At 59.8% G+C, this 13,640-nt stretch carries 11 protein-coding genes and 1 tRNA gene; 6 read left to right on the top strand and 6 right to left on the bottom strand.

Translation table 11 applies throughout. From position 1 onward, the window contains the following. Window positions 1–136: 136 nt before the first annotated feature. Genes BN9444_RS07870 through BN9444_RS07860 form a run of 3 tightly spaced genes read left to right on the top strand, consistent with a single transcriptional unit; the run spans window position 137 to window position 5,883 of the window. Entirely contained in the window at window positions 137–2,293 is a 2,157-nt protein-coding gene (locus BN9444_RS07870; RefSeq protein WP_084759284.1) for a YhgE/Pip domain-containing protein, read from the top strand. Then, on the top strand, window positions 2,253–3,761 hold the full coding sequence (locus BN9444_RS07865) for a YhgE/Pip family protein (RefSeq protein ID WP_199872858.1): 1,509 nt from the start codon (window positions 2,253–2,255) through the stop codon (window positions 3,759–3,761). The genes BN9444_RS07870 and BN9444_RS07865 overlap by 41 nt, the downstream gene beginning before the upstream one ends. Further along, window positions 3,754–5,883: a YhgE/Pip domain-containing protein gene (locus BN9444_RS07860; RefSeq protein WP_068801723.1), complete on the top strand. Its 2,130-nt coding sequence runs from the start codon at window positions 3,754–3,756 to the stop codon at window positions 5,881–5,883. Before BN9444_RS07865 ends, BN9444_RS07860 begins: the two co-directional genes overlap by 8 nt. Here BN9444_RS07860 and BN9444_RS07855 read toward each other — a convergent pair. From BN9444_RS07855 to BN9444_RS07840, 4 genes are all read right to left on the bottom strand, one after another. Next, a complete protein-coding gene (locus tag BN9444_RS07855) occupies window positions 5,880–6,476 on the bottom strand; it encodes a GNAT family N-acetyltransferase (protein WP_068801722.1) in 597 nt (198 codons plus the stop codon). The genes BN9444_RS07860 and BN9444_RS07855 overlap by 4 nt on opposite strands. Before the next feature lie 56 nt (window positions 6,477–6,532). Next, window positions 6,533–8,050, bottom strand: a complete 1,518-nt coding sequence (locus BN9444_RS07850; RefSeq protein ID WP_068801721.1) for a hypothetical protein — start codon at window positions 8,048–8,050, stop codon at window positions 6,533–6,535. A 54-nt stretch (window positions 8,051–8,104) separates the two neighbouring features. Next, entirely contained in the window at window positions 8,105–8,428 is a 324-nt protein-coding gene (locus BN9444_RS07845) for a helix-turn-helix domain-containing protein (RefSeq protein ID WP_068801720.1), read from the bottom strand. A 68-nt stretch (window positions 8,429–8,496) separates the two neighbouring features. Continuing rightward, window positions 8,497–9,606: a DNA cytosine methyltransferase gene (locus BN9444_RS07840; RefSeq protein WP_068801719.1), complete on the bottom strand. Its 1,110-nt coding sequence runs from the start codon at window positions 9,604–9,606 to the stop codon at window positions 8,497–8,499. A gap of 64 nt (window positions 9,607–9,670) precedes the next feature. Here BN9444_RS07840 and BN9444_RS15560 point away from each other — a divergent pair, with 64 nt between their 5' ends. Genes BN9444_RS15560 through BN9444_RS14520 form a run of 3 tightly spaced genes read left to right on the top strand, consistent with a single transcriptional unit; the run spans window position 9,671 to window position 11,827 of the window. Beyond that, the gene (locus BN9444_RS15560; protein WP_068801718.1) at window positions 9,671–9,952 is read left to right on the top strand and encodes a helix-turn-helix domain-containing protein; all 282 of its coding nucleotides are present in this window, start codon (window positions 9,671–9,673) and stop codon (window positions 9,950–9,952) included. Next, window positions 9,949–11,655 (top strand): hypothetical protein, encoded by a 1,707-nt coding sequence (locus BN9444_RS07830; RefSeq protein WP_068801717.1) that lies wholly within the window; start codon window positions 9,949–9,951, stop codon window positions 11,653–11,655. The genes BN9444_RS15560 and BN9444_RS07830 overlap by 4 nt, the downstream gene beginning before the upstream one ends. Window position 11,656: 1 nt before the next feature. Beyond that, window positions 11,657–11,827 carry a hypothetical protein gene (locus BN9444_RS14520; protein ID WP_154666906.1) on the top strand — a complete coding sequence of 57 codons (171 nt, stop codon included), beginning with the start codon at window positions 11,657–11,659 and terminating at the stop codon, window positions 11,825–11,827. Here BN9444_RS14520 and BN9444_RS07825 read toward each other — a convergent pair. After that, window positions 11,824–12,306 (bottom strand): transposase, encoded by a 483-nt coding sequence (locus BN9444_RS07825; RefSeq protein ID WP_420888719.1) that lies wholly within the window; start codon window positions 12,304–12,306, stop codon window positions 11,824–11,826. The two genes, BN9444_RS14520 and BN9444_RS07825, sit on opposite strands and share 4 nt — an antisense overlap. A 289-nt stretch (window positions 12,307–12,595) precedes the next feature. Beyond that, window positions 12,596–12,668: transfer RNA gene (locus BN9444_RS07820), tRNA-Glu, on the bottom strand. Between the last annotated feature and the right edge of the window lie 972 nt (window positions 12,669–13,640).

Raw genomic sequence — 13,640 nt, 5'->3', positions numbered from 1 at the left:
TCCACGCCCTGCCAGATACCGCCTAAGATCTGTGCAAACATGAGACTGCCTAGGACTTTACGGCGATCTGCAACGTCATCGTCATTGCCCATATCCTAGACAGGCCTTAAGCGGAGGAAGTGCTATCGTTTACGCCGTGTCAACAATCTGGTCAATCGTCCACAGAGATCTCGCGCGTGTGTGGCGCACGCCTGCGGTATGGATCATCGCCATCGGCGTCCTTGTCACGCCGGCGCTCTACTCGTGGTTCAACGTGCGCGCGTTCTGGGATCCCTATAAAAATACGGAACACCTCCAGGTCGCCGTGGTCAACGAGGACCGCGGCGCGGACTCGGAGCTTACGGGCCACCTCAACGTGGGTGGACAGCTCGTGGACAAGCTGCACGACAACCACAAACTGGGCTGGCAATTCATGGACGCGGACCAGGCGGCCGAGGCCGTGCGTCGCGGCGACGTCTTCGCATCCGTCACGGTCCCGGCCGAGTTCAGCCAAGACTTCGTGAGCCTTTTCGAGGGTGAGTATCACCAGCCCACGCTGCACTACGAGGTTAACGAAAAGCTCAATGCGGTGGCCCCCAAAATCACGGACACAGGCGCCTCGACGCTTGAGGAGACCATTGGCCAGACCTTTAAGGAGTCCGTCGCCGAGGCCGTCACTTCGGAGCTGCGCGACAAGGGCGGAGAGCTGAACGCGAAGCTCACGGATGCGGGAAACAGCGCGGCGGGCAACTTCGGCGAGACTGCGGACTCGCTGGAGAATGCGCATGGCATCCTCGCCGGCGTGCGCGACGAACTGGCCGCGGCCCAGCCCAAGGTCGCGCAAACTCAGCAGACCCTGCGCGATGTCAACGCCACGCTTGCCGATGCCCGTTCCTCCCTCGCCCGCGTCAACTCCCTTTCCGCAGGCATTCGGGAGACCGCAGGCGAGACCGGCCGCAGCCTCACCGACGCGCGAGCCGAAGGCACGGAGGCGCTCGCGGACGGCACGGCCGCTGCGAATGCCACGGTGGGCACGCTCACGGGCGAACTGCGCGGGGCGCTAGGCGGCCTTGATGCTGCAAGCCGCGCGGCCACGACGCTGCGCGACCAGACTGGCGCGCTGCTCAAAATCGTGCCTGGACAATTCGCTGGCGATCTGCGGGCGACGCATGACCAAGCGGCGGCGACCGTGGACAGCATCGACCGGCTGCGCGGCGACGCACAACGCGGCCTTGACGAGCTCGACACCGCGACGAGCGCCCTCGACGACGCGGTCGCGCAGGCGAAAGATGCCCAAGGCGGGTTGGTTGGCACGGCGCGCATCGACGCGGCGCTCGCCGGAGTTGAGTCCACCACCGCGCGCCTGAGCGCGCGGCTTGATGCACAGGAGGAGCTGGTGGGGCAGGCTGGCGAGCTGATTGGGGGCATCGGAAAGCAGCTGCAGGGCGCGGACCAGGTGCTCGCCTCCTTTGATGCGGACCTGGGCGACATCGAGTCGACCCTGCGTACAGCGCGTACGGATATCCTGGCGCTCACGCAGGATGCGAACAACGATAAAACGCTCACCACCGTGCGCGGTCTCGATACCGTCGCTGTGTCGAGCTTCCTGGCCGCGCCGGCGCAGGTCGATAGCCACTCGGTCTTTCCCGTCGAGCACTATGGCTCGGGCATGAGCTCGCTGTTTACCAACCTCGCGCTGTGGATTGGCGCGTTCATGCTGCTCATCATCTACCGCTCGGAGGTCGACGGGGCGCGTACGGTGCGACAGGCCTATACGGCGCGGTACCTCTTCCTCGGCATCATGGCCGTGGCGCAGGCTCTCATCGTCTCCGTGGGCAACCTCGCCTTCGGCGTCGAGACCGTCTCCCCCGCCGCCTACGTGGCGACCGCCGCGCTCATCGCGCTGGCGTATCTGTCCATTATTTTCTTCCTCGTCTCGACGTTCGGGCACATCGGGCGCGTCATCGCCGTCGTGCTCGCTTTCATCCAGATCCCCGGCGCGTCCGGGCTCTATCCCATCGAGATGACGCCCAGCTTCTTCCGCGAGCTCTACCCGTGGTTGCCGGTTAGCTACGGCATTTCCATGATGCGCGAGACCGTGGGCGGCTTTTACAGCCTGCATTATTGGCGCGACCTCGCAGCGCTCGCCGGCATGGCGCTTCTCGCCTTTATCGCGGGCGTCATCCTGCGTCGCCGCCTTGCACACGTCAACACGATGGTGAACGAGGAACTCGCCGCGGGCGNGCGACCAGACTGGCGCGCTGCTCAAAATCGTGCCTGGACAATTCGCTGGCGATCTGCGGGCGACGCATGACCAAGCGGCGGCGACCGTGGACAGCATCGACCGGCTGCGCGGCGACGCACAACGCGGCCTTGACGAGCTCGACACCGCGACGAGCGCCCTCGACGACGCGGTCGCGCAGGCGAAAGATGCCCAAGGCGGGTTGGTTGGCACGGCGCGCATCGACGCGGCGCTCGCCGGAGTTGAGTCCACCACCGCGCGCCTGAGCGCGCGGCTTGATGCACAGGAGGAGCTGGTGGGGCAGGCTGGCGAGCTGATTGGGGGCATCGGAAAGCAGCTGCAGGGCGCGGACCAGGTGCTCGCCTCCTTTGATGCGGACCTGGGCGACATCGAGTCGACCCTGCGTACAGCGCGTACGGATATCCTGGCGCTCACGCAGGATGCGAACAACGATAAAACGCTCACCACCGTGCGCGGTCTCGATACCGTCGCTGTGTCGAGCTTCCTGGCCGCGCCGGCGCAGGTCGATAGCCACTCGGTCTTTCCCGTCGAGCACTATGGCTCGGGCATGAGCTCGCTGTTTACCAACCTCGCGCTGTGGATTGGCGCGTTCATGCTGCTCATCATCTACCGCTCGGAGGTCGACGGGGCGCGTACGGTGCGACAGGCCTATACGGCGCGGTACCTCTTCCTCGGCATCATGGCCGTGGCGCAGGCTCTCATCGTCTCCGTGGGCAACCTCGCCTTCGGCGTCGAGACCGTCTCCCCCGCCGCCTACGTGGCGACCGCCGCGCTCATCGCGCTGGCGTATCTGTCCATTATTTTCTTCCTCGTCTCGACGTTCGGGCACATCGGGCGCGTCATCGCCGTCGTGCTCGCTTTCATCCAGATCCCCGGCGCGTCCGGGCTCTATCCCATCGAGATGACGCCCAGCTTCTTCCGCGAGCTCTACCCGTGGTTGCCGGTTAGCTACGGCATTTCCATGATGCGCGAGACCGTGGGCGGCTTTTACAGCCTGCATTATTGGCGCGACCTCGCAGCGCTCGCCGGCATGGCGCTTCTCGCCTTTATCGCGGGCGTCATCCTGCGTCGCCGCCTTGCACACGTCAACACGATGGTGAACGAGGAACTCGCCGCGGGCGGCCTCATCACGAACGAGGAAATCCACGCGCAAGGCTCGCGCTACAAGCTGGCAGACCTCCTCGTGGTTCTCCAGGACCGCACGGCGTTTACCGAGGGCTTGGGCGGGCGCTGGCGCGGCGTGCGCGGGCACTACGCGCAGGTCGTCACTATCACCATCGCGACGGGGTTCCTTCTCATCGTCGCCTTCGGCGTCATCGCGCACTTCGATGCTGGCAACAAGTCGCTCTACTTCGGGCTTTCTCTCCTCGTTACTCTAGTAGCCCTCGGCGTCATCCTCACGCTCGAATACGTCAAGCAATCCCTCGCCCGCGCCGAAGACCTCGCGCGCCTGCCAGAGAACGAACTGCGCCGCCATCTGCGCGCCGAATCCCTACCGGAGGGCGATACCCATGCGTAACGCATTGTCCATCCTGCGCGACGACCTGCGCGCCATCCGCACGAACACCATCACGGCGCTCATCGTCTTTGGCGTGCTCATCATCCCGCTCATCTTTACGACGTTCAACGTCTTGGCCTCCTGGGATCCCTTCGGCAACACGGGCAATCTCCGTATCGCCGTGGCCAGTAACGACAAGGGCCACGTCACCGATGTGGGCAAGCTCAACGTCAACCTGGGCGACCAGGTGCTTTCCCAGCTCGCGCGCAACGACTCCGTGGACTGGGTCATCACAGACAGCGCCGACGCCGTGGAGGGCACGAGGTCCGGCGACTATTACGCCTCCATCGTGTTACCCGAGTCCTTCAGCGACGACATGCTCACCTTCTACCTCGACGGCGCCGAGCCCACCCGCCTCGACCTCTATACAAACCAGAAGAAGAACGCGCTAAGCTCATCCATTACGTCCAAGGTCGCCACCGGCGTGACGAATAATATTGACGAAAGCTTCGCCGAGGTCCTGTCCGACGTCGGGCTGGGCCTGCTCTCCTCGCTCGATGACTACCTCAACGAGGACAACACGCAGTCCGCCCTGAGCACCATCCAAACCCGCATGCAGGCCACCAGCGGACGCCTCAACTCGGCGTCCGCCACCGTCCGCTCGCTCACCGGGCTCATCGATGGCGCGATTCCCCTGGCTACGAGCGCGGACTCGCTGCTCGCGCGCGCCAATACGAGTGATTCCACCGCACCCGCCACGCAGTCATCCTCTCCCGTCAATCTCGACGCGACGCTGCGCGAGTCTGCCGATGCTCTCTCTTCCGCACTCACCGCTGCTTCCTCCAGCCTCGGCACGGTAAGCGCCCGCCTCGACGACGCGACGGGCACCAACGCGCTCAATCCGAATGAGCTACACGACCTTGCCAAGCAAGTCCGTTCCCAGGCGGAAGGTCTCGACACCGCGCGCGGCGCGCTTGCCGGCCTGGCCCTGCCCACCACGCAGTTCGATACCGCCGCCGCCCAGGCTCGCGCAATGGCCGACTCTTTGGACACGACCGCCACCGCCCTCGAGACCGGTGCACAGGACACCTCGGCCGCAGCGCAACGCGCCCGCGACGCCGTGGATCGCGCCTCGCGCGCTGTCGAAGACGCCCGCACGAGTTACACCACGGATCTCAAGCCACAGGTCGCTGAGCTGTCACAGTCCATCAAGGCGGTCGCCGACGACGTCGCCACGGTGCGTTCCGATCTCGATGCCGCCCGCGCGAATGCCGCGGGTGCAGACTCACTGGCCTCTCGCCTGGAATCCTCGCGTGACGAAGTAGGCGCGCTCGCGGACAAACTCGCCGCACAGTCGGCCGAGTTCGAGCGCATCAATTCCGCGCTCGATGACGCCCGCCAGACGGGCGACTTGGATAAGCTCGCGCGCGTCGTCGGCGACGATCCGGGGCTCACCGCCTCCCGCTTGGCCTCGCCCCTGGGGCTGGACCGCGAAGCTGTCTTCGCTGTGAAGTCCTTTGGCGCGGCGATGACGCCGTTCTACACCACGCTCGCTTTGTGGGTGGGCGCGCTCATTGCATGTGTGTTCATCTATGCCAACGCGGAGCGCACCTACCGCCGCGGCGAGACCGCGATGAGCCGCAACGCCATCTTCCTCGGCCGCTTTCTCACCTTGGCGCTTATCGCACTTATCCAGTCCACGCTCGTGACGACGGGCCTTATCTTCTTCGTCGAGATCGCCCCACAGCACCCCATACAACTCATCGTCGTGGGCTGGGTGATCGCACTCGTGTTTATGATGCTTGTCTACGCCCTCGTCGTCACTTTCGACAACGCGGGCAAGGCCATCGCCGTCGTCCTCCTCGTCATCCAAGTCTCTGGCGCCGGCGGTTCCTACCCCCTGCCGCTGCTGCCCGAGTTCTTCCAGAAAGCTAGCCCCTGGCTGCCTGCGACGCATGCCATCAGCGCGCTGCGCGCGGCCATCTCCGGTTCCTATGAGGGCGACTTGTGGCGGGAACTCGGTCTGCTGGTCCTCTTCACCATCCCCGCGCTCATCCTGGGGCTCTGGCTGCGTCGCCTCATGGACGGCTATCACGAGCGTCTCAGTGCGGCGATTGCGAGCACCAAGGTCATGGCGAGCTAGACCACCGGCGGCTTCCACATGGCCAGCTCGTTGGGGCCTGCGTCCTTGCTGGGGATCTCCCCGAGCGGAACAAACCCCAACCGCGTATACAGCCGCGCCGACCCCTGCGTCGTGGCTTCCAGATACACCGCATCGTCTCCTGCGCGCGTCAATCCATGCTCCAGCAGCTGAGAACCAATGCCTTGGCCTTGCGCTCCTGGCGCTACCACGAGCGTATAGAGGTACCAGTGCGGGAATTCTGGATGGTACTTCGCCGCTTGTGCTTCGCTCACCGCGAGCTTGACCAATCCGGTGCCAAAGACGCGCGCCAATTCGCTCGCCAGCCGCAAATACGACCCCGCCCCAAACGTCGTGCCCGGGCGCTCCCAGAGCGCTACCCCGAGCACCTCCCCGTCCTCGTCTTCACAGATATCCGCCACGCCGCGCGGAACATACTGCGTGCGCAGCTGCGCCCGAAACAACGCGTCAAGCGCCTCCTCTGGGTTCTCGAGGTTTCCGATCACCCGTCCGAACGACGGATCATGAGCGAACGCGGCCGCCAACACGGCAGCCGCGCCTGGAATATCGGATTCTGTCACAGCACGAATGTTCATACGTCTCGACAATAGCGAAGAGCGCCCCCGTGTGCAGCGGACAGCAGCGGGCCGATTTAGCGAGGCAAGGCGATGCTGTACTTAATCCCTTTGCTCTCGAGCAATTCGAGAAGGGGCTCGCTCGGACCCAATTGATTTGATACGGCGCTGGGGAAAAAGTGCCACGTTGCTCCTTTGATCTGTCCGGTTTCTATGAGGTAAGCATCAGATTCGACTTGCCTTCTAATAGACTCCGTGAGCACCACCGGCCCCACTTTCGATTCGTGGGCAATTCCGTCAGCGAAAACATCCACGCGCCGCACCGCCCGGTTGCTCACCTCAACGCACTCCGACGTCCGCAGCACGACCTGGGTTGAGGGCTCAATATTCTTCCTCACGAGTCGTTTCTTCACGAGCATGAGCTTGAGATAGTCCTCGCCTGCGCGGCCATCTTTCATAAACTCCACAGCTGGGGTTGCAACATGTCCCGGCCGCTGGCGATATCCCGCTAACTTGTCGAGGTTCACCCGCCCTCCCTTCATCAGGCGGAGAAGGCTTTCGGGAGTTGCGCCTTCCTTAACGAGGTAATCCCACTGCTTATAAACACCTTTGCTTGCATTCTCGCGAACCGGCTTGGGAAGCTTCGGAATCCTTGCAATGAGCGTGCCCGCACTCGCGGCCAGCGCAGGGTATGTGGTGCTAAAAGCCGATACACGCTTCGGGATGGAAGCAGCGTCTCCAGCAAATCCAATGATGCCTACTGCAGTAAACGCCGCCGTGACCCAATCACCATGAATAGCGGAGACCAAAAAGTCTCGTAGATCTGTAGCATGCGCAATGAATTTGCCGATACCCGGAATGAACCCTGCCCCTGCGACGAGAATGTTCCCTGCCAACCAAGCGACGGAATCTACCGGCATGGCATCGCCAGCGAAGGCTCCTTTGGCGAAATCTTTGGCGTATGTGAGCTTCGAGACCTCTACGTCCTCAAACAGCGGATCAAGCTCCTTGACTGCTCGATAGGTCACTTCGAAGGCGTCGTTATAGCCGTCCGCATCCGTATCGCGTGAGAGTGGGTCAGTGCCGTAGGTCTGAATTTCCTCAAAGTCGTCGAGGCCATCGCCATCCGAATCCTTGATATGCGGATCCGAACCCGCGTCCAGTTCCTCCGCGTCATCCACTCCGTCGCCGTCAGTGTCCGCCTTCAGAGGATCCGTACCGGTGTCGTCGACCTCAAATCCGTCAGTAAGCCCGTCCTGGTCAGTATCTGCTTTGCGCGGATCAGTACCGAGTCGGGTTTCCTCGCCATCCTTAAGCCCGTCCTGGTCACCTGCCGAGTACACGGAGAGATCGCCAAGCTCATCGCGAATCATCATCTCGATCATCTCAGCGTCAAGCACGACCTCCACGTCCTGCTCATAGCCATCTCTGTTGCACACCACATCGACCAGGCGCGCCAGGACAGGCATGTAGCGGTTGTAGGCGATCTCAGGGTGCAGGTCGCGGTATTGCTGCCCAAGGCTTACAGTAAAGTCACGAATCGCTTCCCAGCGGGTAGCAGGGATGGTGGATGGTTGGTAGGTTTCGAGGGCCATGTTCGCCGGCCCTTTCTCTCGACAGCTTCGAGGTCGTAGGGATGACCTACCGGTCTACCGGGTCCAGGATCCCTCCGGCAACTCGACGGGCTTAGCTATGGTCTCCCGTTCCGGCCACACACTCGTCTCCACAAATTCTTCAATCGCCATGATGGTATCGACTCTGGGGATCGACTCCCCGCGAATGAAGCGGGTAATCATGGTGTGTGAGACATGCGAGCGCTCCGCCACGTAGCGAACAGAGCCGTTTTTGCCGACCTCGTTCCTCAGGCTTTTAGCGAGCAGGAGCAACCGGCGATGGACCGCGTTGCGTACATCTTCGGGATCAGTGTCGGGCCAGTCGGGATACGTGTCCACGAGACGCTTCTGAGCGGGCATACGACCTCCCTTGTTAGGCAACGGCAGCTGTGACTGATCGTAGGTGCGTAGAAGCGCCAGGGCAAGACCTACGACAAGACTTTGCCCACAGCATTAGCCACTGCAAATCCCAGCATTGGAGGTACAGCGTTACCAATCTGTCGAAACTTTGAAGATTGCTGTCCTTGGAACGGCGTGTCTCGCGGGAACGTCTGAATTACGCCGGCTTCTTCCACGGTCAAACGACGCAGGTGAGCATCTTTCGGGAGTTCGGTGAAAGGCTTTCTTTTCTCGACAAACAAGCGCTGATGATACTGCTCAATCCAGGCAGGACGGTTAAACTCCAAGGCGTCTTGGTCGATGATCGGCGTTCGGTTTCCGCCCATTGAAGCTGGCAAAGTCGGAGCTGGACGATCAAGGTTGATTGCACGCCCTTGGCCGTTAAATAGCATGCCTGCGTATGGGGACAAACGCAGGATTGGGTTCTTTGCCATCGTAATTTTTGCTGTACACAGCGAGTCGTTCCCCGGCTCTCCATACGTCGGCAGCTGCCCTAGTGCCTCCCGGACAGACGGCGGGTTGTCGCGAGTCGGCGGTGTAGAGAAGTCAAGGTCTGGACTATCTAGCGGCGTGCCGATCAGGAACATGCGAAGTCGCTTCTGCGGAACGCCCCATTCCGAGGCATCGAGCACCACGAGGTCAACCTTATAGTTGAGAGCAGCCTCTTCCCGCAGCTGCGCAATAACGTCTTTCCAGCGCTTGTTTCGTGCGAGTGCAGCCACGTTCTCCATAACAAAAGCTTTCGGCTTGATGCGTCCAACAAGCCCAAGAAAGTCAAATACGTGGCGTGAACGAGGATCGTTAGGATCCATTCGACCCGCGACGGAGAATCCTTGACACGGCGGGCCGCCAATAACGAGATCAGCCTGCCCTTCGTAGAACTTGTCGCTGAGATTTCGCACGTCGTCGCAATGCACGTCAGCCTCAGCTAGATTGCCCACCACATCTTTCCATTGCGGATCCTGAATCGTGTGGAGCAGCTTATGAGTCTGGGTTGCGTCTGGTGCAATGTCGTTGGCAAACACTGCGTTAAACCCGGCTCGTGCAAAGCCGAGATCGAGACCGCCTGCGCCGGAGTATAGGGATACAACCGACCCAGAATACTGACCAACGGGGGCGATGCTATTCGATTTCGTCATAGCTCGACATCCTACTTGTTTAAATAGCAACTTGTCGAAGTGGGGGGTGACTTAGGCTGTCCCTATGCAAAACGGAAAAGCTGTAGACGCATTCCGCCGCGAGGTTGTAGAGCACCTAGCGAACCTGCGTCAACAAAAGGGAATGTCCCAGACCGCTTTTGCACGCGAGCTTGGAACGGAGCAGTCCATCATTTCAAAGGTCGAATCTTTCAACCGTGAGCTTGGACTCCACGAGACTTTTGCCTGGGGAGAAGCTTTAGGGCTGTCCCCTACTGAGACTGCCGACCTTCTCGCCGCCGCTTGGACGAAACACTGCGCTCGCCGAAAGGGATTTTGGGAGTCATGACCGACAACTACCCTCAGTCACTGAAACTAGCTATCGATGGGCTGCAGCTCCCTCGTAGCCCGCACTCCCAGGTTGGCTATGCATGGATTGAGCCTGTCCTAGCCGACTTCAAACGCACCGTGGATGACGGCGGCATTCAGATTGACAATGATGTTGACGAATGGCAACACGGAAAGCAGCCGTCCAAGTTTCTCAAAGCGGTAATTACTGCCGCTCTTGAGGCATACACCGAGGATTACTATTCGATTACTGGCCCCACCTATCTCGACCTATTTAAGCGAATCACTAAGGGAGGCAACAAGTGGCGAGGCCCAGACTGGTGGGTAACAAAGCTGCTCTTGTCGAAGGCTCGAATCATCGGGTACTTGCAACGAGCTGAAGGTTACTCCGCCTCACAGATTGTTCGCACACTCGCAGCAACCGACCAGTCACTACAGGTTCCGTTCCAAGCTGTGCAGATAATCGCAGCCAGCTATGAGGCCGAAGCTGTCCCACCCAAGGAAGACGAAATCGACAAGACCTGGCAGATCGATTCTGACTATGGTGGTCTCCTTTTTGCGGATGCTTCGCTGCACGACTCCCTCGAAATCGCCGATACAATGGCGGACAAGTTCGTCCCCCACTCGCATGTCGAAGAGCAACTCGAATTGCTGGTAGGAGCTGCTGACGAAGCGGGTTCCAGTGAAGTCAATTGGCCTTACTTCCAAATGTTGTACTGGCTGAGTCTCATCGTGGAATACTACGACCACCCAGCAGGCAGCCTCTATGAGTTCGTGCCTCGTGGTACGAGTGCCAACCATGTCTTTGAGAAGTTTGAACTAAGTACGAACAACCCATTCCTTAACAATGCCAAGGCCACCGCGTTCTTAAGCCGAGAGTGGGCATTAAACCGTGGCGGAGACGATGCACATGCACTAGTCGCTCTGGTTGAGTTGCTAGAGAGTATCCCTCACGCAGCCGGTGTCGAGGTTGCACGAGTGCTACGGGCCTGGGTGGTTCGCACATTGTCCATGCTCAAAGAAGAGCGTCGCTACGTCAAGATTACTAACCCTCAGCAAGCTTTCCACAGCATCGTGGAAGAGATTTGCGAACGCGAGACTAATACCTACGGTGTCATTGAGCAGCGAGTCGTTGACGCGCTGAGTTCACTAGCATTTGTCACTGATCCGACTTGGCGACCTAATGGCCTTGGAGATCACGTGAATGCTACCAATACGTCGCGTAAGAAGTTAGGGGACGTCGAGTTCACCCAGTTTGTTTCTGGTTCGCAGGACACCCCGACCAAGATCCGCTCAATCGCCCTCGAAGCACATGGTGGGCACTTAACCAAAGCCTATGTTGAAAACCACCAGAAGTCATTGGAAGCGAGTCTTAATCACCGCGTTGAAGACGAGTGGTCGAAAATTACAGACCCAGAGTTCTGCGCTTTGGAAGTCATTTACGTAGCCCACTCTCGAACCAACGACGTGCCTACAGAGCCGCTGACGATGGCAGGCATCAATGTCGAGACCAAGTACATGGACTATCACGAACTCGCAGATCTAGCGTGGTCTACATCGTCGCTAGACCTACAGCTTGAGATCTTCGACCGCTGGGTTGTGGACGTATTCAATTCGCCTCGCGTTCGCCAATCTGTCAGGGATAAGGCCGTCGAGATCATGGGCGACTCAGCGACCCTAGTAGCCGAGTTGAAGCACGGCTGACATGCCTACCACCCCTATCCCCGACTTCGTAGCCCAGCTACTCTCCCACCCCGACCTGCCCCCTGATGCGCAGGACAATCTGTTCCTGACAGATCTCGTGACGTGGGCCGTGGAGAAGCAGGGCTACGAACTCGCCGTTGAGTACGTGAAGTGCCCCGGGTTTTGTTCCTAGGCATTTGCCTTGATTTCCATTATTTCTCGACTGGGGTCGTGTTCCCGAAATTCGGCTTCGACTTCAGCTGGGGTGCGGTAGCCCAGGCTCTGGTGGAGCCGTGATTCGTTCCACCAGTTAACCCGCTCGAACGTCGCGATTTCCACGTCGACGACATCGGCCCATGAGCGCCTATGAATCAGCTCATTCTTGTAGGAGCCGTTGACATTCTCAGCCAAAGCATTGTCATAGGAATCACCAACAGTGCCGGTAGACGCCGTAATTCCGTGCTCAGCCAGGCGCTCGTTGTAGACGATACTCACATATTGTGAGCCGTGGTCTGAATGGTGAATTAGGCCCGCCGTTTCCTTGGCGCACACGATCGCCTGGTTCAACGCCTGCAGCGGCAACGCCTCAGTACGCATCGAATCAGACAACGCCCACCCGACAATCCTCCGGGAGTACACATCAGTGACAAAAGTGACCCGGTTCCAACTCAGCCGTGTAAGCGAGTTTCTGACTGGAACACGTTTGGCAACGTCGCACCCCAGGCTCCCCCGGCTGCAGCCTAAAGACCAACAAAGACCACCGCCTGTATAGGCCGTGGTCTACAGGTCGTGGGCTACTGCCCGTTGAGCCAAAAACTCGCTCTATCTCTGTTGCTTTTAAGCACCAAGGATCACGCAAAACAAGCAAAATCCCGATTCTCATTGGCGAGAATCGGGATTTCGTTCGGCGATTGTCAGTTTCGTGAACTTTGCAGGTCAGAAACGTGAAACCGCCACGTTGTACCCCGTACGGGATTTGAACCCGTGTTACCGGCGTGAGAGGCCAGCGTCCTAGGCCGCTAGACGAACGGGGCGCGGTCTGTGCAGTAAGCGAGGCTCGCTGCGGACTTCATAAGAGTAAACGACGCGTCTACATTCCACCAAATCCGCAGTACACACCATAGAAATGCGACGGAAAAACTATGTGCCAGCACCACCCTCTGCGCCACCGCACTGGCGCTAACGGCTTGCAACACGGGCGAGTCCGAACGGGTCACCATTACCCACGTCACCACAGTGAAAGAGTCCCCGACGAAAACAAGCACGACGACTCCTCCGGCAACGAGCAGCAGCACAACACACCAAACGACAGAGCCCCCACGACCGAACACAACGAACTAGCGACGTCAGAACCCACAGCGCCTGCGCAAGAACCGAGCCACCAGGATCCAGTCGTTCTGCACGAAGCTGACCATGGATACAAGTGGTTCTTACGCGACCCCCTACAACTCACAGGACGAATGTGAAAGTGCAGCATCCCAGTGGCCAGCGAACACAGGTTCCTGCGCTCTCCAACCACAAGGATGTATTCACTACGCGCTGCGTCACGATGCTGAAGTCATCGCGAAGCACGAAGCCCAGCGCAAGCAAGAAGAAGCGGCACGCACCGAACAGTAGCAACAGCAACAGATCCGGACCCTAGAGTTAGCCACGATTGGACCGTATGCCTCTCAGTGGACATGCAAGCAAGCGCAAAGCACGTGGCCCGCGCCATCGTTCACATGCTTCCCAAATCAACCCGGTTCAGCACAAGTAAAGGCCTAGAAAACCAATAAAAATCCCGGACCGTGTGTGCGCTACTTCGTTTAAGCTTCGCGGAGCCGTGGTGCGGATCGAATCAGTGGTTATTCCGCTGCAAACCTGTAGGTAAAAGGGCTAGAAGCTAGGTTGTGTGGCGCTGGTCCGGGACGACGTTTCGTCCTATATGCATTGTGCTTTTAAGCTCCTGTACTTCGTACAATCGTTGTTAAAAAAGAAGTTGTGGATTATGGCTATGCCGCTATTTT

This window comes from Corynebacterium phoceense (assembly GCF_900092335.1).
In the GTDB taxonomy this organism is placed as follows: Bacteria; Actinomycetota; Actinomycetes; order Mycobacteriales; family Mycobacteriaceae; genus Corynebacterium; species Corynebacterium phoceense.
The sequence above is the reverse complement of the archived record's forward strand: the minus strand, read 5'-3'. Positions and strand labels throughout refer to the sequence as shown.